General features: G+C 64.5%; 24 protein-coding genes. 5 read left to right on the forward strand and 19 right to left on the reverse strand.

The window, feature by feature from the left end:
- Positions 1-2: 2 nt before the first annotated feature.
- The 4 genes from cobF to cbiE are packed head-to-tail and all read right to left on the reverse strand — an operon-like array spanning position 3 to position 3,133.
- Entirely contained in the window at positions 3-770 is a 768-nt protein-coding gene (gene cobF, locus AC097R_RS11515) for a precorrin-6A synthase (deacetylating) (protein WP_479598251.1), read from the reverse strand.
- Positions 767-1,555 (reverse strand): precorrin-4 C(11)-methyltransferase, encoded by a 789-nt coding sequence (gene cobM / locus AC097R_RS11520; RefSeq protein ID WP_479598252.1) that lies wholly within the window; start codon positions 1,553-1,555, stop codon positions 767-769. The genes cobF and cobM overlap by 4 nt, the downstream gene beginning before the upstream one ends.
- The gene (locus AC097R_RS11525) at positions 1,552-1,941 is read right to left on the reverse strand and encodes a cobalamin biosynthesis protein (protein ID WP_479598253.1); all 390 of its coding nucleotides are present in this window, start codon (positions 1,939-1,941) and stop codon (positions 1,552-1,554) included. Before AC097R_RS11525 ends, cobM begins: the two co-directional genes overlap by 4 nt.
- Positions 1,942-1,951: 10 nt before the next feature.
- Complete coding sequence (cbiE, locus tag AC097R_RS11530; RefSeq protein ID WP_479598254.1) at positions 1,952-3,133, reverse strand: precorrin-6y C5,15-methyltransferase (decarboxylating) subunit CbiE; 1,182 nt, start codon at positions 3,131-3,133, stop codon at positions 1,952-1,954.
- Here cbiE and AC097R_RS11535 point away from each other — a divergent pair.
- Positions 3,132-3,899, forward strand: coding sequence for a cobalt-precorrin-6A reductase (locus AC097R_RS11535; protein ID WP_479598255.1), 768 nt, complete (start codon positions 3,132-3,134; stop codon positions 3,897-3,899). The two genes, cbiE and AC097R_RS11535, sit on opposite strands and share 2 nt — an antisense overlap.
- Here the strand turns inward: AC097R_RS11535 and cobJ are convergent.
- The 4 genes from cobJ to cobG are packed head-to-tail and all read right to left on the reverse strand — an operon-like array spanning position 3,860 to position 7,113.
- Entirely contained in the window at positions 3,860-4,609 is a 750-nt protein-coding gene (gene cobJ / locus AC097R_RS11540) for a precorrin-3B C(17)-methyltransferase (protein ID WP_479598256.1), read from the reverse strand. The two genes, AC097R_RS11535 and cobJ, sit on opposite strands and share 40 nt — an antisense overlap.
- Entirely contained in the window at positions 4,606-5,337 is a 732-nt protein-coding gene (locus AC097R_RS11545) for a precorrin-2 C(20)-methyltransferase (RefSeq protein WP_479598257.1), read from the reverse strand. The genes cobJ and AC097R_RS11545 overlap by 4 nt, the downstream gene beginning before the upstream one ends.
- Positions 5,337-5,969 (reverse strand): precorrin-8X methylmutase, encoded by a 633-nt coding sequence (locus AC097R_RS11550; protein ID WP_479598258.1) that lies wholly within the window; start codon positions 5,967-5,969, stop codon positions 5,337-5,339. The genes AC097R_RS11545 and AC097R_RS11550 overlap by 1 nt, the downstream gene beginning before the upstream one ends.
- Positions 5,953-7,113, reverse strand: a complete 1,161-nt coding sequence (gene cobG / locus AC097R_RS11555) for a precorrin-3B synthase (RefSeq protein ID WP_479598259.1) — start codon at positions 7,111-7,113, stop codon at positions 5,953-5,955. Before cobG ends, AC097R_RS11550 begins: the two co-directional genes overlap by 17 nt.
- Positions 7,114-7,280: 167 nt before the next feature.
- Between cobG and ybgC the strand changes: the two genes are divergently transcribed.
- Positions 7,281-7,694, forward strand: a complete 414-nt coding sequence (gene ybgC, locus AC097R_RS11560; protein WP_479598260.1) for a tol-pal system-associated acyl-CoA thioesterase — start codon at positions 7,281-7,283, stop codon at positions 7,692-7,694.
- On the opposite strand, the gene AC097R_RS11565 is transcribed toward ybgC, so the two are convergent.
- From AC097R_RS11565 to AC097R_RS11580, 4 genes are all read right to left on the reverse strand, one after another.
- Complete coding sequence (locus AC097R_RS11565) at positions 7,684-8,466, reverse strand: 3-hydroxybutyrate dehydrogenase (protein ID WP_479598261.1); 783 nt, start codon at positions 8,464-8,466, stop codon at positions 7,684-7,686. The genes ybgC and AC097R_RS11565 overlap by 11 nt on opposite strands.
- A gap of 44 nt (positions 8,467-8,510) precedes the next feature.
- A complete protein-coding gene (locus tag AC097R_RS11570; protein ID WP_479598262.1) occupies positions 8,511-9,248 on the reverse strand; it encodes an acetoacetate decarboxylase in 738 nt (245 codons plus the stop codon).
- Positions 9,245-10,375 carry a DUF3734 domain-containing protein gene (locus AC097R_RS11575; RefSeq protein ID WP_479598263.1) on the reverse strand — a complete coding sequence of 377 codons (1,131 nt, stop codon included), beginning with the start codon at positions 10,373-10,375 and terminating at the stop codon, positions 9,245-9,247. The genes AC097R_RS11570 and AC097R_RS11575 overlap by 4 nt, the downstream gene beginning before the upstream one ends.
- Positions 10,376-10,581: 206 nt before the next feature.
- On the reverse strand, positions 10,582-12,057 hold the full coding sequence (locus AC097R_RS11580; RefSeq protein WP_479598264.1) for a DHA2 family efflux MFS transporter permease subunit: 1,476 nt from the start codon (positions 12,055-12,057) through the stop codon (positions 10,582-10,584).
- 250 nt (positions 12,058-12,307) lie between these two features.
- On the opposite strand from AC097R_RS11580, the gene AC097R_RS11585 reads away from it, so the two are divergent.
- Genes AC097R_RS11585 through AC097R_RS11595 form a run of 3 tightly spaced genes read left to right on the forward strand, consistent with a single transcriptional unit; the run spans position 12,308 to position 14,563 of the window.
- Entirely contained in the window at positions 12,308-13,186 is an 879-nt protein-coding gene (locus AC097R_RS11585) for a transglutaminase-like domain-containing protein (protein WP_479599538.1), read from the forward strand.
- Positions 13,187-13,222: 36 nt separating this feature from the next.
- On the forward strand, positions 13,223-13,612 hold the full coding sequence (locus AC097R_RS11590) for a DUF4398 domain-containing protein (protein WP_479598265.1): 390 nt from the start codon (positions 13,223-13,225) through the stop codon (positions 13,610-13,612).
- A 60-nt stretch (positions 13,613-13,672) separates the two neighbouring features.
- Complete coding sequence (locus AC097R_RS11595; protein ID WP_479598266.1) at positions 13,673-14,563, forward strand: OmpA family protein; 891 nt, start codon at positions 13,673-13,675, stop codon at positions 14,561-14,563.
- Between the two features lie 68 nt (positions 14,564-14,631).
- Here AC097R_RS11595 and AC097R_RS11600 read toward each other — a convergent pair whose 3' ends face one another.
- The 7 genes from AC097R_RS11600 to AC097R_RS11630 are packed head-to-tail and all read right to left on the reverse strand — an operon-like array spanning position 14,632 to position 21,935.
- Positions 14,632-15,561, reverse strand: coding sequence for a DMT family transporter (locus tag AC097R_RS11600; protein ID WP_479598267.1), 930 nt, complete (start codon positions 15,559-15,561; stop codon positions 14,632-14,634).
- Between the two features lie 36 nt (positions 15,562-15,597).
- A complete protein-coding gene (locus AC097R_RS11605; RefSeq protein WP_479598268.1) occupies positions 15,598-16,503 on the reverse strand; it encodes an acyltransferase in 906 nt (301 codons plus the stop codon).
- 7 nt (positions 16,504-16,510) lie between these two features.
- Positions 16,511-18,559 carry a diguanylate cyclase domain-containing protein gene (locus AC097R_RS11610; RefSeq protein ID WP_479598269.1) on the reverse strand — a complete coding sequence of 683 codons (2,049 nt, stop codon included), beginning with the start codon at positions 18,557-18,559 and terminating at the stop codon, positions 16,511-16,513.
- 24 nt (positions 18,560-18,583) lie between these two features.
- Positions 18,584-19,360 carry an ABC transporter ATP-binding protein gene (locus AC097R_RS11615; RefSeq protein WP_479598270.1) on the reverse strand — a complete coding sequence of 259 codons (777 nt, stop codon included), beginning with the start codon at positions 19,358-19,360 and terminating at the stop codon, positions 18,584-18,586.
- 44 nt (positions 19,361-19,404) lie between these two features.
- Complete coding sequence (locus tag AC097R_RS11620; RefSeq protein ID WP_479598271.1) at positions 19,405-20,532, reverse strand: succinylglutamate desuccinylase/aspartoacylase family protein; 1,128 nt, start codon at positions 20,530-20,532, stop codon at positions 19,405-19,407.
- A 6-nt stretch (positions 20,533-20,538) separates the two neighbouring features.
- Complete coding sequence (locus AC097R_RS11625) at positions 20,539-21,252, reverse strand: ABC transporter permease (protein WP_479598272.1); 714 nt, start codon at positions 21,250-21,252, stop codon at positions 20,539-20,541.
- A complete protein-coding gene (locus tag AC097R_RS11630; RefSeq protein WP_479598273.1) occupies positions 21,249-21,935 on the reverse strand; it encodes an ABC transporter permease in 687 nt (228 codons plus the stop codon). Before AC097R_RS11630 ends, AC097R_RS11625 begins: the two co-directional genes overlap by 4 nt.
- Between the last annotated feature and the right edge of the window lie 54 nt (positions 21,936-21,989).

The raw sequence follows: 21,989 nt of genomic DNA on the forward strand, positions 1-21,989 counted from the left end.
CGTCAGGCGGGCTTTGGATCGCTCTTGCGTAGCAGGTAGGTGTCCATGATCCAGCCATGCGCCGCGCGCGCAGTTTGGCGCTGGTCCAGAATTTTTGGGCCGACATCGGCCAGTGGGCCGCTAATGCAGATTTGGTTGGGCATACCTAGGTAAGCCCCCCACCAGATGTGAACGCCCTCCGCAGGCAACTGCTGAAAAGCACACTGGCCATCCAGCATCACTGCCACCGTGCTGGCGCCCACGGGCCAGCCATGGTCGCGCAGTCGGCGCCCCGTGGTGATGGTCACTGGCGCATTGATTTCATTCAGCGCAATGGCATGGGCCGCGGTGAGCGCCTGCAGCGCTGTAATGCCTGGCACCACCGACACCCGCAGTGGCAACTGCGCCGCCAGACGTTCGGCAATGCGCAGTGTGCTGTCATACAAGGAGGGATCACCCCACACCAGCAAGGCCAGGCGCCCGCCCTGGGGCAGATGGGCCTGGATGTGTGTGAGCCACACCTCTGCAATGGCGTCGTGCCAGCGGTTCACTCCGCTTTGGTAGTCAGGGTCTGCGCTGTCGCGCACCGGCATGTCAAAGCCCACCACGCGCGTGGCTGGGTTGGTGATCAGTTGGGTACACAGGCTTGCGCGTAAGTCGGCCAGGTCGGCTTTGTCCGCGCCCTTCTGGGGCAACAGAATCAAGTCCGCCGCATTCAGTGCGGCCACGCCCTGGCGGGTGATGTGGTCCGGGTTGCCGGTGCCCATGCCCACTAGGCTGAGTTCGATCATGGTGTGCTGCCTTCGGGGAAGCGCGGCTGCGTGCCTACGGGGCGGTAGCGCCGATCGTAGTCGCCAGCATACAGGCGGCTGGTGGCAAAGTCCTGCGCACCCAGGGTGCGGCCGACCAGAATAATCGCCGTGCGTTCCATGCCTTCCCCCACCGCAGCCTCCACCGTGGCCAGAGTGGCGCGCACCACGCGCTCATCCGGCCAGCTGGCACGCCAGACCACGGCCACCGGACAGTCCACGCCGTAGTGGGGACTGAGCTCTTGCACCACGCGGGCCAGCACATGGATAGACAGGTGGATCGCCAGCACCGCGCCGGTCTGCGCGAAGTTGTGCAGCGACTCCGCTTCCGGCATGGCCGAGGCACGGCCCGAGGTGCGCGTCAGCACTACCGACTGGCAGAGACCCGGCAGGGTCAGCTCGGCTTCCAGCGTGGCGGCGGCCGCAGCAAACGACGGCACGCCCGGCGTAACGCTGTAGGGAATGCCTTCTTCACGCAGACACCGCAGCTGTTCGCCCATGGCGGACCAGACTGAGAGATCGCCCGAATGCAAGCGCGCTACGTCCTGCCCTGCGGCATGCGCAGTACGGATCTCATCAATGATTTGCTCCAGCGACAGCGGCGCGGTGTTGACGATGCGGGCACCGGCCGGGCAATGCGCCAGAACGCCTTCGGGTACTAGAGAGCCCGCGTACAAACACACGGGGCTGGCAGCAATCAGGTCGCGGCCGCGCAGGGTCAGCAGGTCAGGGGCGCCGGGGCCGGCGCCAATAAAGTGAACAGTCATGGGAAGGTATTTTCAGGGAGGACAAACGCGATGGCCGACGTGGCCAAGCGATCCGGGGACACGCAGCGCGGCCCCCGCAGTTGCGCACCAGAGCCCGCGGCCGCCAGTGCAGAAGACTCGGCCAGGCTGTGCTGGCCATAACGCGCAGGCACATGGGCGCTGGTGTGGGCCTGCTGCATGTGCAAAGCCTCTGCCGAAATGGCCAACACCGGCAGCCCCCACTCGGTGGCAAAACGCACAAATGCAGGGGCGACCGCCTTGTCCCAGGCCGTGGCCAGCGCGGTCAGGGTGACGGGCGCATCCGATTGCGCCAAGGCGGCTTGCAAGGCGCTTCGTAAAGAATCTGCCGTTGCGGCTTCGCGAAACCCGAATCCGGCCACGCTCATGCCCGGCCCTTCACAGCCGGATACTCCACTGCACCACGGGGCGGCTGGGCTGCCAGCCGCGCATGCGCCCTAGCGGTGCTGCATGCGCCAGCTCAATGCGCAGCAGCTCGCCGCCATGCAGCGCATGCAGCTGCAACAGTGCCGACTCGGTTTCCAGCGTCACGGCATTGACCACCAGGCGGCAACCCTGCGGCACGACTGCCCTCAGTGCTTCGAACAACGCCAGATCAAAGCCGCCACCGACAAACACCGCGTCGGGTTTGGGCAAGCTCTGTAGAGCCTGCAAAGCAGGCCCGTGCACCGCCGTCAATGCAGCGGTCACGCCAAAACGCTGGGCATTGGTCTCGATATTGGCCACCCGTTCGGCATGCTGTTCCACGGCGCTGGCCGTACCTCCCGCCAGGCACCACTCCACGGCAATCGAGCCGGAGCCCGCGCCCAGATCCCACAGGTGTTCACCCTGGCGTGGCGCCAGAGCAGCCAGCGTGAGGGCTCGCACAGGGGATTTGGTGATCTGCCCATCGTGGGCAAAGTCGGCGTCGGGCCGCCCGGGCGTGCGCGCCATGCCGGTCAAGCCCGCCACCTCGACAGCGATGGCCACCGGTGCAGCCACGTCTGCAAAGTCGCAGGCCCGTGCCGTGGCCTCGCGCACACGTTCACGCGGGCCGCCCAGGGCTCCCAGCACCCAGACGCGGGAATCGCCCGCGCCCAGATCCGTCAGCCACTGCGCATAGCCCGCAACCGCCGCGCCATCGCGCAGCAGGCAGACCAAGCGTTGACCCGTATGCAGCGCCTGCCGGGTGGCGGCAAACGGCGTAGCGTGCAGCCCAAAGCAATGCGTGGTTTCCAGCGCCCAACCCAAGCGGGCGGCGGCCCAGGCGAAGGTGCTGGGGGCAGGAAACGCCTGCCACTCATGGGCATCCAGGTGCTTGGCCAGGCTGCAACCGGCGCCAAACCAAAACGGGTCACCCGAGGCCAACACGGCGACGGACTGGCCACGCAGCGCCAGCACCGGCGCGATGTCAAACGGCACGGGCCAGGCGATGCCGCGTTCCCCCACCTGCGCCAAGGCCAGGTGCCGGGGGCCACCGACCACATGCCGCGCGTTCGCCAGAGCCGAGCGGCTACCATCCGACAGACCATGCAGCCCATCTTCCCCCATGCCAATGATTGAAAGCCAGGGTTCAGCCATGCCGCGTGTCCTCGTGTTGGGGGGCACCACCGAAGCCAGCCGCTTGGCCCAGGCCTTGGCCGATGCGCAGGTAGACGCCATTTTTTCGTATGCAGGCCGCACCGAATCGCCGCTGCCGCAGCCGCTGCCCGTGCGGGTTGGGGGCTTTGGCGGTGTGGACGGTTTGCGGGCCTGGCTGCGGGAGCAGCGCATTAACCATGTGGTGGACGCCACCCACCCCTTCGCCGCCCAGATGAGCCGCAACGCCGTGAATGCCTGCGCTGTTACCGGTATCCCGCTGCTGGCGCTGGAGCGCCCAGCCTGGCAGGCACAGGCGGGTGACCATTGGCAACTGGTGCCCGATATCGAATCCGCGGTGCGTGCGCTGCCCGAGGGACCCGCCCGTGTTTTTCTGGCCATTGGCCGCCAGCACCTGGCGCCATTTCTGGCCCTGCCGCAGCACTGGTTTTTGCTGCGTCTGGTAGATGCATCGGTGGAGTTGCCATCCGAGCGTGGACACATTGTGTTGGCCCGTGGCCCATTTGCCGTAGCCGCCGATGCCGCCTTGCTGCAGCAGCACCGCATCACACACATCGTGGCCAAAAACTCGGGCGGCAGCGGCGCTGAAGCCAAGCTGAGTGCTGCCCGTGCCTTGGGCTTGCCCGTCATCCTGATTGACCGCCCCGCCATTCCGCCCCGGCCCACGGTGGCGCGTGTCGAGCAGGTTCTGCAATGGATTGCTGGCCATCATGGCAGCACCGGCGTAGCCACCGAACGCGGCGTGTAAACAAAGCGGCCCACCTGCCGGGTAGTGCTATTGCCTACGATGACGACAGTGCGCATGTCCGCCATGTCGGCACGCGCTTGCGCGAGGGTGACGGTGGCAATGCGCTCCTCGGGTGTGCTCACCGCGCGGGCAAAGGTGATGAGCCGGTCCGGGCCACACAGCTCCAGCAAAACTGCGAGGATGCGCACAAAGGTATCTGGGCGGCTGGCGGATCGCGGGTTGTAAAAGGCCATCGCAAAGTCGGCACCGGCGGCAGCGCGCACACGGGCTTCGATCAGGCTGGCGGGCTTCAGGTTGTCGCTAAGGTTGATGGCACAAAAGTCGTGGCCCAGCGGTGCACCGGCCTTGGCCGCAGCGGCCAGCATGGCGGTAATGCCGGGCAGCACACGGATGTCCAAGCCTTGCCAGTGTGGCTGCCCTTCCAGTGCCTCGAACACGGCAGCCGCCATGGCAAACACGCCAGGGTCGCCCGAGGACACCACCACCACCTTGTGGCCCGCAGCGGCCATCTGCAGCGCCGCACGGGCCCGGTCCATCTCCACCCGGTTGTCCGAGGCATGCAAGGTGAGCCCAAGCCGTGGCGCAACGCGCGCCACGTAGGGGATGTAGCCCACGATATCGGTCGCCTCGGCCAGCGCAGCGCTGACCTCGGGCGTCACCAACTGTTCGTCACCCGGCCCCAGGCCGGCAATACACAGCCAACCGCTCATTCCTGCACCTCCGGGCGCCGGCCCTGGCCGTGCACCAGCACGATGGCGAAGTAAGGGCAGTCGTTGCCATCCACCTCGGCCAGTGGCAGTACACGCTGGCCCGGCATGGTGCCGCGCTCGACGAGCCAGGCCTGTTCCAGCCGGCCAGCGGCCTGCAGCGCCCGGCGCACGCGGGGCAGGTTACGCCCGGTCTTCATGATGACCAGCGCGTCTGCGGACTGCATGTGCCGCTCCAGCTCGGCATCCGGCAAGGTGCCCATCAGCACAGTCATCACGTCATCGCCCCAGGTAATGGGCGTTTGGGTGGCCGACCAACAGCCCACCATGCCCGGGATACCGGGAATGACGTCCACCTGGGCGCGCCCCTGCAAGCGGGTGTACAGGTGCATGAAAGAGCCGTAGAAAAACGGGTCGCCCTCGCACAGCACCAGCACGTCCTGCGTTTGCGCCAACTCGGCCAGGCGCTGGGCCCAGTCGTCGTAAAAGGTGGCCAGGCAGTGGATGTATTCGGGGCTGTCAAAGGGCAGCTCGGTGGTGACCGGGTACTCCATGGGGTACTCCACGGCGTGCGGTGCCAGCATGCCCTCCACAATGCGCCGGGCCTGGCCGGGGCGCCCTTTTTTACGGAAGTAGGCCACGTGCCCGGCACCGCGGATGGCGCGGTCCGAGCGCACGCTCATCAGATCGGGGTCACCAGGCCCCAGGCCGGCACACACAATGCGGCCCATCAGATCTCCCTCCGGCTGGCCAGCGCATTGATAGCCGCCACCGTGATGGCCGAGCCGCCCAGCCGGCCGCGCACCACCATGGACGGCACCGGTGGCGCCGCCATCAGCGCGGCCTTGGATTCGGCCGCCCCCACAAAGCCCACGGGGCAGGCAATGATGGCGGCAGGCCTTGGAGTATCGGGGTCTTGCAGCAGGTTCAGCAGGTGAAACAGTGCGGTGGGCGCATTGCCAATGGCCACCACGGCACCAGCCAGGTGCGGGCGCCACAGTTCCACGGCAGCCGCGCTGCGGGTGGTGCCCAGCGTTTGCGCCAACGCACGCACTTCAGGCTCTTGCAAGGTGCAAATCACCGCGTTGTTGGCGGGCAGGCGGGTGCGGGTAATGCCTTCGCTCACCATGCGCACGTCGCACAAAATGGGCGCACCGGCTTCCAGCGCGGCCCGGGTGGCCTGGGCCATGCCGGGTGTGAAGTGGATGTGCGATTCCAGGCCCACCATGCCGGCCGCGTGCACCATGCGCACCGCGGCCATTTCTTCCACGGCGTCAAAGCGGGCCAGGTCGGCCTCGGCGCGGATGATGGCAAAGGACTGCCGGTAGATGGCCTCGCCATCGGTTTCATAAAGGTGTCGCATGCGCTTGTTCTTGTATCTGGGTGGCCAAGGCCGCCGGGGTCAATCCCACCCAGTCGGGTGGTGAGGCGGCGCTTCCGTGTTGAATCAGGTTGTACCCGTGGGCAGTGGCCACCACTGTCAATGCAGCCGCGGGGTGGGCGCAGCCTTTGGTGCAGCCAGCAACATGCAGTGTCTGGCCGACCGACAGAGAAGTCGCCAGTGCGCGGGCCAGTGGCCGGGTTGCACCTGCCGCTTGCCCACAGCCGGGCGCGCCCGTGCAGGCGTGGATGCGCAAGCGCGGGTCGTCGGCGCGGGTGATGAGGTCTGGCAGAGTGGGGGTGGTGTCTACGCCTTCCAGCAGCACGCTGCGCCAGGGTGTCAAGCGCAGGTGCGCCAGCTCTGCCAACGCGGCCAGCGTAGTCGCAGGCAGCTGCCCAAACTCCAGGGCCGCCAGATAGCCCAGCGGCACGCGGCCCAGTGGCTGCGGGCGCTGTGCGGCAGCTGGCACTGGTGTCGTGGTGAAGCGGTGCGGCAGTGCCTGGGTGGCAACCAGGGATGCCATGCGTTTGCGCGGGGTTGCGAGGCCACCAGCCTCGACAAACCACTGAGCCAGTGCCATGGCAAGGGCAACTACGTCGTCCACATGCGCCAGCGCGCCGGTGGTGCTGCCATCGGCGTACACCAAAAAACCGGCATCGCAACGCTCCACGCGAATGTCGGCCGAGCTGGCGCGCAAGACCGGCGTATCTCCGATGTCCAGCGCGAAACCAAATTTCGCGGGGAGATCGGGGGCCTGGGGCGCATTCAGTGCCAGGGCCAAAGCACTTGCCACTTCCGTGGTGCCATCGCCGGCCTGCCAGAAGGGAGCCAGCAACAGGTTGCGCCGCGACTCTGCCCGCACATCGGCGTCCACCACGCCCAATGCTTGCAGGCCTGACAGCAACACCGGGTAGTCAACATCCGTGATGCCACGCAGTTGCAGATTGGCGCGGCCAGTGATCTCTACGGTGTCTTGCGCATGGCGGCTGGCCAGGGCTGCAATGCCACGGGCCTGGGCCTGGGTGAGTCGGCCCAGCGGCGGGCGTATCCGCACGACCCAGCCGTCTTCTGCCAACATGGGCTGCAGCGCGCCGGGGCACCAACCTTGAATGCGCGGAGAGCTCATGGGGCGTATGTTGGCAGCCAATTGCGGGTGCAGCGGTTGCGGTGCGGTAAGGGTTTCAAATCCGTGCGGATGGGTGGGAACCTTCAAGTATCTCACTATCAAATTGCCAGGCCCATGGTCCTACCGCAGAAATAGAATGCAGGCGACCGTCGCCTACTGGAGCCCCTTTGCCCGCGCCCGAACTCAGCAACCCCTTTGCCATCCGAATTTATTGGGAAGACACAGACGCAGGCGGCGTAGTTTTTTACGCCAACTACCTGAAGTTTTTTGAGCGTGCCCGCACGGAATGGCTGCGCGCTGCGGGGGTGGAGCAACAGGCCTTGCGTGAAGAGACCGGCGCCATGTTTGTCGTGGCCGAGGTGCAGATGCGCTACCTGGCCCCAGCCAAGCTGGACGACCTGATGCTGGTGAGCGTGAAAGTGGTGGAGCAGGGCGCGGCCAGCATGGTGCTGGAGCAGGAGGCCTGGCGTGGTGACACGCTGCTGGCACAGGGGCGCATCCGCATTGGCTGTGTGCAGGCCGACACGCTGAAGCCGCGGCGCATTCCGCCGCAGGTGCGTGCGGCAGTGCTTACTGCATGAACCAGCCGTGGCTGACCACGATGGACTGACCGGTTAGCGCATTGGAATTGAAGCTGGCGAACAGCAGCGCCACCTCGGCCACGTCCTGCACCGTGGTGAATTCACCGTCCACGGTTTCCTTGAGCATCACCTTTTTGATGACGTCGTCTTCGCTGATGCCCAAGGCGGCGGCCTGCTCGGGGATCTGCTTTTCTACCAGCGGTGTGCGCACAAAGCCGGGACAAATCACGTTGGCGCGGATCTTGTGTTTGCCGCCTTCCTTGGACACAGTTTTGCACAGGCCGATGAGCCCGTGCTTGGCGGTGACGTAGGCGGACTTGAGCACCGAGGCTTCTTTGGAGTGCACCGAGCCCATGTAGATGATGCTGCCGCCATTGCCAGACTTTTGCATGTGCGGCATGACGGCCTTGGTGGTCAAAAAGGCACCGTCGAGGTGGATGGCCAGCATCTTCTTCCAGTCGGCAAACGGAAATTCTTCTATCGGGTGCACGATCTGAATGCCGGCATTGCTCACCAGCACGTCTACACCGCCATAGGCGGCCACCGCTTCGGCTACGGCGGCGTTCACCTGGTCTTCGTTGGTCACATCCATGGCCACGGCCATGGCCGTGCCACCGGCCTTGGTGATCTCATCCGCCGCCGTCTGGGCAGCGTCTTTGTTCAGGTCGGCAATCACGACCTTGCCACCTTCGCGGGCGTAGGTGAGGGCGATTTCCTTGCCAATGCCGCTGGCGGCGCCGGTAACGATGCAGACTTTGTCTTTGAGTTTCATGGGGATACTTTCAACGGGGTGGAGTTAAAAATTGAGGGCCAGGGCTACGCCAGGTAATCGTGGATCACACTGCCCATGCCCAGTGTCATGTCGGACAGGATGTGGGTGCCCGACAGCACTTCCAGCACTGGCAGGCGGGCCACGGGCGCCAGGGCATGGTGGGCCAGCTCCAAGGCAGCGGGCCCGGTCCAAGCGCCCTTGATGGTGACGTCTTCCAGAAAATAGCGCACTAGTTCGCAAATGCGCGGGCTGCCGTCCACGTGGGGAATGATCTTGAGCAAGTAATTGGGCGTCAGCATGCCGGTGCGCACCGCTACTGGGTCCAGCGTGCGGTGCTTGTAGCCCATGGTGGCTGTGGCCACGCGCACGGAGCCATAGTCCAGCGTGCCCAGCAGCGTGTCGGTTTCCATCACCATACGGGGCGACGCCAGTTTTTTCGGGAAGCCCCACAACTCGCGCCCGCCGGCAATCGGTGCTTCGTCGTTCAGGTACATGGAATGCACATAGCCGCCGGCCACGCCTTCGAAGCTGACGGGGATCACTTGCCCCGACTCGGTGTAATCGCCAAAGCCAGTGGAGTCCGGCATGCGGATGAACTCGTACTTGACGATGGGCTCGGTGATCTGCAGTGGCTCGGGGACCACCGCGCGCAGCGCATCCAGATCGGTGCGATAAGTGACGATCAGAAATTCGCGGTTGATGAAGCGGTAGGGCCCGGGCGGGAACGCAGGGCTGGTCAGCGGCATCGCAAAGGCGTTGCGTTTCACGTCGGCAATGTTCATGGGGGTGATCCAGAAGAGGGTGTGGCGTCTGAGGCCAAGTCAAATACGCGCACACCTGTCGCGTTGCGCTCGCGCCCGGTCCAGCGCGCGTCGTGCAGCGTGTGGGCCATGTCGGCGCGTCCGGAGTCCCAGTGCTCTTCCATGGACAGGCGCGAGAACTCGTAGTCTTTGGACTGGCTTTCGTAGTGCTTGCTGCGGTAAATCAGGTGCACCACATCCACACCACCTTCGCTGCGCAGGCGGGCCAGTGCGCGGGCGTCGGGGTCATGGCGTAGCTCTGGTGGCAGTTTCGCCAGCAGGCGCTGGGCGGCCTGGGCAATCACCTGGCGGTCCAGCTCCATGGTGGTGTTGAGCCGGGTGCGGCTGGAGAAGCGGATGTCCTTCTCGCGCTCCGTCACCTCGGCCAGCGTGGCGGGCAGGGCGCCCGCAGCAGCAAACAAATCGACCTGGAACACGGTGCGCTGCTGGTCGCCGGGCTGGTCCAGCACGTACTGCAGTGGCGTGTTGGAGACCAGGCCGCCATCCCAGTAATGCTCGCCATCAATCTCGACCGGCGCAAAGCCCGGGGGCAGGGCGCCACTGGCCATGATGTGGCGCACATCGATGTGCTGTTTGGCCGAGTCGAAGTACTCAAAATTACCGCTGCGCACATTGACCGCGCCCACCGACAGCCGCACCGTGCCTGCGTTGATACGGTCAAAGTCCACCAGGCGCTCCAGCGTTTCCTTCAACGGCGCGGTGTCGTAGTAGCTGATGGCCTCCAGCGTGCCACGGGGCTGGAGCGGTGCGGGCGGGAAGCGGGGTGCGTAAAAGCCGGGCACGCCAAACAGCATGGCCTGGCTGGCGCTGGCTTCGTTCAACAGCTCGCGCAGCGGTGCACTGGCCACGCTTGGGGGTGCCACCGCAGAGCTGACCAGTTCCCAAAATTCACGCAGCCGCGCCACGCGCTTGTGGGGAGGGTTGCCCGCAATCAGGGCACAGTTGATGGCGCCAATCGAGATGCCCGCCATCCAGGTGGGTTCGCGGTAGACCTTGCTGAGCGCTTCAAACACGCCGGCTTGGTACGACCCCAATGCGCCGCCGCCTTGCAGCACCAGGATGCACTCTTTGTCCAAATTCGATGTCATGTGCGGTAGGTGGCTCTCAGGTTGGGTAGTTCAGTCCATGGTGGAGGGTGCGCCAGCCAGTGTCAATGCATTCGATACACCAAAGTGTGAACATTGGGTAAAGCTGTTGCGCCGGCCGAATGAGGCAGTCTCTTTGCAAGAAATGTGCCTATAGCCCCCGTGGAATATGCGCGGGCAGCTATACATTCAGGAGCATTGCTGCTGACTCAGCGCTTGCGCTTTTCTTCGCGCAGCTGCCAGGCCGCCACCACGGCGATGGCGCACAGGGCTGCCAGCATGAGGAAGGATTCGTTGAACGCGGTCAGCCGCGCGGGGTTGGTACTGGGTTGGGTTAGCGACTGGCCATGGACCGCCAGTCGCCATTCCAGCACGATGGCGCACATGCTCACGCCCACGGCACCTCCCACCATGCGCACAAAGTTGATGACGCTGGAGCCCTGTGGAATCAGGTGCTTGGACAGGCCGCGCATGGAGCCCAGGTTCAGCGACGGCAGGATGAAGCCCAGCCCGATGCGTCCCACCACCACCCAGCCCACGATGAAGGCAATCGCCGTGCCCAGGCCCACCGTCACCATCAGCGCAAAGCCCAACGCCAACAGCAGCAGCCCGATGCTGACCAGCACGTGGGTGGGGTGCTTGTCCGCCAGCCGGCCCACCAGCGGAATGGTGATGGCCAGCGCGAACCCGGCGGGCAGCATGATGGTGCCCACGTGGGAGGCCGACATGCCCAGCCCCATCTGCAGGTACACCGGCAGCAGGTAGGTGGAGCCAAACAGCGCCGTGCCATAGATGAACGACACCAGGCTACCCATGGCGAACTGCCGGTGGTTGAACAACGCCAGGTTCATCAGCGGGGCCTGCTGGTGCGGCCCGCGGTGGATGTGGCTTAGGCGCCGCTGCCATTTCACAAACACCAAGAGCGCCAGCGCTGCGGTGCCCAACATCAGTGCCGAATGCGTGAAGCCGCCGCTGTGCAGTGACACCAAGCCATTCAGCAGACACAGGGTGACGGCCGTGGCCAGGCCCAGGCCGCGCCAGTCGAGCGTGGGTTTGGTGGTGGGGGCTGCATCGTCACCGGTGGTGGTGAAGGCGGGGATGAAGCGCCGCCCCATGTAGAGCGAGGCCAGACAAAACGGCACCACCATGAAGAAGGTAGAGCGCCAGCCAAACCAGTCCACCAGCAGGCCGCCGATGCTGGGGCCTATGGCTGGTGCCAACACCACGCCCATGCCAAACACGCCGCTGGCACGCCCTTGTTCGTTGGAGCCGAAGGCATGCAGGATGATGATGGCCGGTATCGGTTGCACCACACCCGATGCCAAGCCTTCGGCCACGCGGGCCAGCAGCACCAGGTCAAAGTTGCGGCTGAACCCGCCCGCAATGCCACCGGCCAGCAGCAGCAGCATGGCCCAGGCGTAGGTCTTGCGGTAGCCAAAGCGCGACAGCAGCCAGGGCGTGGTCAGCATGGACACAGTCATGGCCACCATAAAGCCCGACGACACCCACTGCATGCGGTCCTGCCCCAGGCTGAAGTAGCGGCTCATGTCAGGCACCGCCACATTGATGATGGTGGACGACATGATGGACGCCATGGTCCCAATCATCACGGACAGGAGCAGCAGCCAGCGGTAGCGCTCTCCGTGGCGGGCCTGCAGGCTGACAAGGGTATCGGAAGAGGGCATAGACCTATTTTGCCGGGTTTGTAGGACTGCGACTACCGCAAGTCGCGGCCTCCATCCCTAGGCAATGGCGCCCTGTGGCCCCATGCTTCAAGCACACCCCAGTTGCACTGGCCCAGCGGGCTTTAGACACTGTTTTTTGCTGTTTTTTCGATCGGAATTTCATGACCTTTTTCATTCCCACCGTGTTGGGTGGCATTTGGGGCCACCAGGTGGTTCAGCCCTGCGCTTGAAGAGCGGAATGACCATGTCCATGTTGCGCCTGAACTTCTCCATCGTGTTGAACTACAACATCACCCCACCCGGGTGTGACTTCATCTTCAACATCCATGCGGCCCAAACCGCGCACCAGACGGTGGTGAATGAGTCGCTCACCATCAGCCAGCAGGTGATGCCCAAGATGTACACCGATCCCGTGACCCACAACCGCTACCTGCGACTCAAGGCAGAGGCGGGCCCGCTCACGGTGCGCTACGAAGCGGTGGTGGACCTGGCCCACCATGTGGCCCAGCCGCTGGATGTGCCCGAGGTGCCGGTGGCCCAACTGCCCGGCGCGGTGCTGCCTTATATCTACCCCAGCCGCTACTGCGAGTCCGACCGCCTGCACCGCCTGGCAGTGAAAGAGTTTGGCCACCTGCCGCAGGGCTACACCCGCGTGCAGGCCATCTGCAACTGGGTGACCCAGCGCGTGGTGTTTCGCTCCAACACCTCCAACGGCACGACCACGGCGCTGGACACCTTGGTGGACGAGACCGGTGTGTGCCGCGACTTTGCCCACCTGATGATTGCGCTGTGCCGCGGGGTAAACATTCCCGCGCGCTTTGCCACTGGCATCGACTACGGCGCCGACCCGGCGCTGGGGCCGACCGATTTCCACGCCTATGTGGAAGCCTTTGTGGGCAACCGCTGGTACCTGTTTGACCCGTCCGGCACTGCCATTCCCATGGGCTTTGTGCGCTTTGCCACCGGGCGCGATGCGGCTGACTCTGCCTTCGCCACCATGTTTGGCGGCGTGCAGGGCACGGCGCCCATCATGCACATCCAGGCCATCCCCAACGCCCAAGGCGTGCTGCGGGTGCCCGAACACGTTTCCCACGCCCTGTCTACCGACGGGATTGCCAATTACCACTGAAGGGACCACCGGTCCCTCGTTCACCGGAGAGAAAAAATGAAACACCACACCACCGCCACCCTGGTCGTCGCCTGCACTTTGGCCCTTATGGCCAGCACGGGCTGCGCCACCCGAACCCAAACTGCGGCCACCGCCAATGTGGCGGTATCCAAAGCCGCCGTGGACAACGCGGCTGGCGCAGACGGCGTGCAGTTCGCACCGGCCGAGATGGCCGCAGCTCGCGAGAAGCTGACCCGTGCCAACCAGGCCATGACCGCCAAGGACTACAAGGCCGCCACTGCACTGGCCACCGAAGCCCAGGCCGATGCCAAGCTGGCCCAGAGCAAGGCCAATTCCGCCAAGGCGCAGGCTGTGGCCGACGCGCTGCAAGACGACATCCGCGTGCTGCGCGAAGAGCTGGACCGCGCCAATGCGCCCAAGCAATAGCCCACGCAGCCTCACGTCCCAAGAAGCCTATTTCCCGCACAACATTCCAAGGAGTTCTACATGAAACACACCTACCTGACCCCCATCGCTTTGGCGACGGTTCTCTTTCTCGGCGCTTGCGCCTCCGGCCCCACCACGACCACCCAGCTGGAGAGTGCCCGCAATGACTATGCGCAAGTGCAGCGCAACCCCGACGTAGCGAGTTACGCGGCTTTGGAAATGCAGCAGGCCAGCGATGCCATGCAGAAGGCCAATACCGCGGCCGACAAGGGCGAAAGCCTGGCCAAGGTGGACCAGCTGGCCTACCTGGCGCAGCAAAAAATCGCCATCACCCAAGAGGTGGTGAAGCAAAAATCCGCCGAGGCCACTGCGGCCCGCACGGCCCGAGAGCGTGACCAGATGCAACTGAACCAGCGTACCAATGAAGCCAACCAGGCCACTGCCAACGCGCAGATGGCGCAGAACGATGCCGCCGCTGCCCAGCGCAAAGCCGACGAAGCCCGCGCGGCCACGGCGGATGCGCAGGCCCGCACGGCGTTGCTGGAGAGCCAGCTGGCCGAGCTGGCCGCCAAGAAGACCGAGCGCGGCATGGTGATCACCTTGGGCGACGTGCTGTTCGGCAGCGACAAGGCCAGTCTGACCGCGGGTGGCATGCGCAGTGCCCAAAAGCTGGCTGACGTGCTCAAGCAAAACCCCAACCGCACTGTGCTGGTGGAAGGTTTCACCGACAGCACCGGTGCTGACGCTTACAACCAGCAGCTCTCCGAGCGCCGGGGCATGACCGTGCGGGAAGCACTCTTGCAAATGGGCATCAGCAGCGAACGCATCAGCGTACGCGGCTATGGAGAAGCCTACCCGGTGGCTGCCAATGACACCGCGAGCAACCGCCAACTGAACCGCCGGGTGGAGATTGTGTTGTCCGATGAAACGGGCAAGACCCAGCAACGCTGAGCCCGAAGGTTCTCGCTGCTTGCTATTGTTTCAATAGCTGCTGCCGCAGTGCCTACGGGGGACTGCGGCTATTTTTCTTGTGTAACCCACCAAATACCGATGCTGACGAAGGCCAGGGCCACCAGGTATTTCCATTCCAGCAGCGATTCGCCCAGAAACAGCGCTGAGAGGCAGGCGCCAAACACCGGCACCAGAAAGCTGTACACCGCTACGACGCTCACGCGGTTGAACTTCAGCAGCACGCCCCACAGTGCAAACGCCACGGCCGACAGCACGGCCATGTAGCCCAGCAGCGCCATGGGCGCCACGCCCCATGCGTCGATGCGCCCACCGGCGGCCCATCCAATGGCCACCAGGACCACGCCGCCTATGCCGAGCTGGTAGCCAGTCATGACCACCGAGTCCATGTCCTGCGACAGGCGCTTGCCGTACAGCGAGGCAGACGACAGCACCAAGGCGGCCAGCACGATGAAGCCCTCGCCCAGCAGCGTGAACTCGCCGTCTGTCGCCGCACCGCCTAGCAGTCCACCAATGTTCACGGCCATCACACCGACAAAGCCCAGCGCACACCCCAGCAGCTTGCGCCAGGTGAGGGTGTCGTTGTGGTACACAAAATGTGCCAGCAGCACACTGAAAAACACGCCCGAGGCATTGAGGATGGAGGCCTTCACCCCCGTGGTGTTTGCCAGGCCGATGTAGAAAAAGATGTACTGCAGCGTGGTCTGCAGAACCCCCAGCAACACCAGCCGCCCGGTTTGGGCCGGTGGGAGGCCCAGCGGCTTACCAGTCAGCCGCGCAAAGCCCAACAGCAACACCCCTGCACCTACAAAGCGGTAGCCCGCAAACAGCAGCTGGGCGGCCAGGTCGTTGCGGCCAATGGAGAGCAGCGCATAGCCCTGCTTGATGGCCGGGTAGGCGCTGCCCCAGAGCAGGCAGCACAGGCTGGCCAGCAAAAAGACAACGCGCGGGCGGGTGAAAAATGGGGTGGTGGATGACACAGGGCAAAGGGGCGCGGCGAGGCGCCCGGGCTCAGGTTAGCGGGGTGGGTGCTGGGCCCGGAGGGCGGCAATCTGCGCGTCTTTCTCACGCCAGAGTTGTTGCACCCACTGGGCAAAGGCTTCACGGAATACAGGGTCCTGGCCGTAGTCGCCACCCAGCAAGTGGGCGGGCACGGGGATGGAGCGCACACGCACCACCACGCGTGGCAGTTGGCCACACAGGAAGGACCAGAACGTGGGTACGCCATCGGGGTAGACGATGGTCACGTCCAGGATGGACTGGAACTTGTCGCCCATCGCCTGCAGGGCCAGCGCCAGGCCGCCGGCCTTGGGCTTGAGCAGGTGCTGGTAGGGCGATTGTTGTTTGGCGTGCTTGGCCGCGGTGAAGCGCGTGCCCTCCAGAAAGTTCATCACGCTGGTAGGGATGAGGGCGAACTTCTCGCAGGCCCGGCGGGTGGTCTCCTGGTCCTTGCCGCGCATCTCGGGGTGCTTCTTCAGGTAGTCCTCGGTGTGGCGGCGCATGAAGGGGAACTCCAGCGCCCACCAGGCCAGGCCCATGATGGGCACCCAGATCAGCTGTTGCTTCAGAAAGAACTTGAGCAGCGGAATGCGCCGGTTCAGCAGGTGCTGCAGCGCCAGGATGTCCACCCACGACTGGTGGTTGCTGCTCACCATGTACCAGCTGTGTCGGTCCAGGCCGTCCAGGCCCTGCACATCCCACTGGGTGCGCTGGGTCAGCGCCATCCAGCCACTGTTGCAGCCAATCCAGCCCTCGGCGATGAAGAGCAGCACCGGGTCGATGACCAAGCGCACTGCGCGAAACGGCAGCACCAGTTTGACCAGCGCAAACACCAGCAGGATGGGAACCCAGAAGAAGATGTTGAGCGTCAGCAGCAGCGAGGCAATCAGCCCCCGCAGGGTCGCAGGCAAAAAGTGCAGCATGGGGCTTTCAGGGTTGGTAGAAACACAGGGTGTTCCTGCCGTTGGCCTTGGCTTGGTACATGGCGGTGTCGGCCTGCTTGAGCACGTCGTTGGGCACCATGCCTTCGCCTTTGAACAGTGTAATGCCGATGCTGGGCGTGGTGGTGTGCAGGCGGGCGTTGAGCAGGTAGGGGTCGTTCAGGCTGGCCAGAATCTTGTGGCCCACTGTGGTGGCGTGCAGGCGGGCCTCTTCATAGTCTGCGCTGAGGTCCTGGATCAGCACCACGAACTCGTCGCCGCCCAGACGGGCTACCGTGTCCACTGCGCGAACGCTTTGTTGCAGGCGCCGCGCCACTTCCTGCAGCAGCAGGTCGCCCACGTCGTGGCCATAGGTGTCGTTCAGCAGCTTGAACTGGTCCAGGTCCAGGAACATCAGCGCGCCGTGCTCGCCCTTGCGGTGGCTGGCGCCCAGGGCCTGTTGCAAGCGGTCGGTCAGAAGGCGGCGGTTGGGCAGGCCGGTCAACGTGTCGTGGAAGGCGAGGTGGCGAATCGCCTCTTCGGCGTTCTTGCGCTCGGTGATGTCGCGCGCAATGGCGATGAAGCGTTCTTCCTCACCCGGTACCGTGGGCTTGCGCACGACCGACAACTCAAACCACAGCTTGCCCGCGGGCAACTCCAGGCTGTACTGCATGCCGTGGGAGCGGCCATTGGCTTGGGCTTCGCGCAGCGCGGCTTTGCAGGCATCGGCTGCGTCTTTGGGCAGTACCTCTTCCACCGCGCGGTCCAGCAATACCTCGGGCGGGCGCGCCAGCATGGCCACATCACGGCTGTGCACCACGCGGTAGTGGCCGGTGGCGCTGAACTCGAACAGCAGGTCGGGGAGGGCCGTCAGCGTGGCCTGCAGTTCAGCCTGGGTCGCGTGCAGCTGGGCCTCGGCCTGTTTGCGGCCCGATATATCCATCAGCGTGCCCACCATGCGCTGGGGCGCACCGTCCTTGCTGAACTGCACTACCTTGCCACGGCTGCTGAGCCAGATCCATCGGCCATCGGTGTGGCGTGCGCGGTATTCAGCTTGGTAGGCCGGGCTGGTCCCGGTCAGGTGGCCGCGCATGGCCTGCATGGCATTGCTCAGGTCGTCGGGGTGCACCAGGTGGCCCCAGGCCCGGCCAAACTCGCTTTCGCCGGGGTCGCGGCCCAACATGAGGCAGGATCGGGCGTCCAGGAAATAGCCGCGCTCATTGGTCAGGTCATGGTCCCAGCGGCCCAGGTCGGCGCCCATGATGGCCAGTTCCAGTTGTTCGGTGGTGTCGCGCAACAGGGCCTCGGCCACTTTGCGCTCCTGGATGTTGCGGGACATGCCCAGCACACCAATGACGTTGCCGTCGTTGTCGCGCATCGGCGTCTTGGTCACCTCAAACAGGTCGCCCTTGGGGTTGATGGTGGTGAAAGAGTTTTCTTCAAAGCTCACCGAGCGGCCGGCCTGGATGGCCCAGCGGTCGCTCACCAGAAAGGTCTCTGCCACCGATTCTTCCACCCAGTGCGCATCGCGCGTGCCAATGATGTCGGCGGGCGTGATGCCCAGATGGGTGGCAAAAGCGTCGTTACAGGTCAGGTAGACGCCGTCGATGTCCTTGAGCCACACTTGGTCGGGAATGGTTTGCAGCACGTTGCGCAGTAGCGCTTCGCTCTTGCGCATGGCGGCGCGGGAGGCGCGTTCGCGCGTGATGTCCTCTATCGTGCCTTCGAAGTACAGCACCTCCCCCTCATCGCCCAACATCACGTGGGCGTGCTCGCGCACCCAGAAGCGCTCACCCGTTTTGAGGCGGTACATCTCCGACACAAAGTTGGTGACCTGGCCTTGGGCCAGGATCAGTTCGGCAAACTTCTCGCGCCGCTGCGGGTGGACATAGGGGTCACGGCCGTGGTTTTGCAGGTGCTGCTGCATTTCCTCTTCGCTGCTATAGCCATTGAGCCGCAAAAAGGCCGCGTTGACCTTGAGCAGCTTACCGTCCACGCTGGAGCGATACGCCCCAATGGGCAGCTGCTCAAAGAGCGTGGAGGTTTCACGCAGGGGCATGGCAGGCTCGCTAAGGCGCAGCGCTTATTTCAGGCTGCCCGAGAGAAACTGGGCCAGGCGTTCGCTCTTGGGGTTGGCCAGCACCTCAGCAGGGTTGCCTTCTTCCTCAACCAGGCCCTTGTGCAGGAAGATCAGGTGGTTGGCCACCTCGCGTGCAAAGCCCATTTCGTGGGTGACCACCACCATGGTGCGGCCCTCCAAGGCCAGGTTTTTCATGACCTTGAGCACTTCGGACACTAGCTCGGGGTCCAGCGCGCTGGTGGGTTCGTCAAATAGCATGACTTCGGGCTCTACCGCCAGCGCGCGGGCAATGGCCACGCGTTGCTGCTGGCCGCCGCTCATGTGCGCGGGGTAGCGGTCTTCCACGCCCGACAGGCCCACTTTGGCGAGGTACTTGCGCGCGGTGTCCACGGCCTGGTCTTTGGGGATACCCAGCACGTGCACCGGCACTTCGATGATGTTTTGCAACACCGTCATGTGGGCCCACAGGTTGAAGTGCTGGAACACCATGGCCAATCGCGTGCGCAGGCGCTGCAGCTGCTTGGCGTCCTTGGCCACCAGCTCGCCCGTGGGGCCAGGCATCAGCACCAACTCTTCACCGGCGACGTGGATGCGGCCCTGGTGTGGGCGCTCCAACATGTTGATGCAGCGCAAGAACGTGCTCTTGCCCGAGCCCGAGCTGCCGATGATGCTGATCACATCGCCCGCATGGGCGGAGAGGGACACGCCCTTGAGCACCTCGTTGCTGCCAAAGCGCTTGTGGATGTTTTCAACCTGGAGTTTGAGAGGTTTGCTGGTCATGGCAGTGCAGGGTAATGCGTTGGGAGGGGGAGAGGGCCAGGCGCTCAGGCGCCCAGCAGTTCCCCGGTTCGGAAAGGAATGGCGCCGGCTACCTTGCCGATTTCGGCACCCGAGACGGCATAGCGGTCGCGCACCCGCGCGTAGAACACGCCGGCCACACCGGCCACCACGCGGTGGCTGGTGTTGGCAATGGGGTCAATAACTTCGGCCACCAGATCGCCCACTTGCAGGGTCTGCCCCACCTCGGCGGCGTAGACCACTACGCCAGGCACTGGGGTGTTCAGGGTCTCGGAGCCGGCCAGAGGCGTGGCCTGGCAAAGCGCAGATGGGATGGTCACCGGGCCGCCCGCAATCGCACCACTGTGTTGCAGGAATGCGAGCACGGCCGCGGCATCGTCGCGCGCAAAGGCGTGGGCCACGTCCGCCTCACCGCGCAGCTCTACCGTGGTGCTGCAGCAGCCTTGGGGCAGCGGGGCGGTGCGGCCCGCTGCCTTCAGGGCTTCGGCCAACTGCCACCAGGCGCCTGACAGGCATTCGTCAAACGGGCCACTGCCCGAATTCTTGGCCAGCAGAATGGCCTGGGCCTTCAGCAGGTGGGCCAGTGGTGCCAACTGGGGCCAGCAGCCCTCCTCGGTGTAGAAGTGCATCACGCCTTCGCAGTCGCAGTGCAGGTCAATCACGTAGTCAGCGTCATGCGACAACGTTAGCAGGGTACGGCGCAGGCTCTGCAGCTCGGTGGTGGGTTGCCACTGGCGCAGGTATTCGCCCATGGCGCGGCGCACGGTGACCACGTTGGCCGTCGGGTCGGCACCCAGGGCGTCTTTCACCAGCGGGAATACGGCCTGGGCCAGGTCGGGGTAGTGGCGGTTGAAGTTCTCAGAGCTATCCAGCTCAAACCGGCCCATGGGCTTGTGGTCCACACGCTGGGCCAGGCCAATCGGATTGGCCACCGGCACCAGAATGATCTCGCCTTGGATCTGTCCTGCCGCTTCGGCTGCGTCCAGATGGGCGCGCAGGTGGTGGGCCACCAGCATGCCCGGTAGCTCTTCGGCGTGCAGGCTGGCCTGTATGTAGATCTTGGGGCCCTGGCCCGGCGCGCCGTAGTGAAAGCTGCTCAGGCTGCGATGGCTGCCCAGGCTGTTGGAGAGCAGGGGGTGGTCAATGCGTTGCATGGCGGTTCAATGCGTGCGGGGGGCGAGGTAGGCCAGCAGGTACTTTTCTGCCACGCGGAAGATTCCGATCAGGCAGAACGACGCCACCAGGTAGATGGCCGCCGCCGCGATATAGGCCTCGAAGGGCAGGTAGTACGTGGAATAGATGCTGCTGGCCGCCGCCGTCACGTCCAGCATGCTGGGCACCGCGCTGGCCAGGCTGGTGCTTTGCAGCATCATGACCACCTCGTTGCTGTAAGCGGGCAAAGTGCGGCGCATGGCGCTGGGCAGCACGATGTAGCGCATGACCTGGAAGCGGCTCATGCCATAGGCCTGGGCCGATTCGATCTCGCCGGCCGAGGTCTCGCGGATCGCACCGGCCAGCATCTCGGCGGTGTAACCCGCGGTGTTCAGGCTAAAGGCCAGCAGCGCGCAGAAGAAGGGTTCCTTGAAATGCGTCCAGGGCCAGACATCGTCCCAGCGCGCCTGGATCCATTCCAACTGGCCCAGGCCGTAGTAGATCAGGTAGACCTGGATCAGCAGCGGTGTGCCGCGGATCACATAGGTATAGGCGCCCACGATCCAGCGAGCCGTTTTCCAGGGGCCGGTCAGCAGCAGCGCAAAGATGAGCGCCAGCACGGCGCCTATGCCCAGCGAAGAAAACAGCAGCCCCAGCGTGGTGAGGATGCCGGTGGCGTAGAGCTCCAGGTTCTGGGGCTCAAATATCACATGCCATTTCATAGTTCAGCCCGCTTGGTGCCCAGGCTGTAGCGCGCATTGAGCTTGCGCAGTGCATACAGCGAGATGGTCGTGTAAATGAGGAACAGGGCCGCGGTGAACAGGAAGAAGGCAAACGGCGCACGCGTGGCGGCACTGGCCTGCTTGCCGATGTAGGTCATTTCTTTGAGGCCAATCAGGCTCACCAGTGCAGTGGATTTGATGAGCACCAGCCAGTTGTTGGTGAAGCCGGGCAGGGCGTAACGCACCATCTGCGGCAGGGTAATGCGTACAAAGGCGCGCAGTGGGTGCATGCCGTAGGCGACGGCGGCTTCCATCTGGCCCTTGGGGATGGAGAGAATGGCGCCGCGGAACGTCTCTGTCATGTAAGCCCCGTAAATGAAGCCCAGAGTCAGCACGCCGGCCAGAAAGGGGTTGATGTCAATGGTGGCTTTGCTGCCGGCGAGTTCCAGCAGGCGGTTCAGGCCAATGGTGCCGCCGTAGAAGACCAGCAGCATGACGACCAGGTCGGGCACACCGCGGATGACGGTGGTGTAGGCAGCGGCAACCGCACCCAGCACAGGACGGCCCGAGAGTTTGGCGCTGGCGCCCAAGAGGCCCAGCGCAATGGCTACCAGCAGTGCGCACAGGGATACCCCGACGGTGAGCACAGAGCCTTGCAAGATGGCAACGTAATAGGCGTTCATGAATGGCTTGAAAGGCGACTAACAACAAGGCACAGCAAAAACGCGCAACGGGGC

Source organism: Rhodoferax sp. ZS1R25, assembly GCF_056521335.1.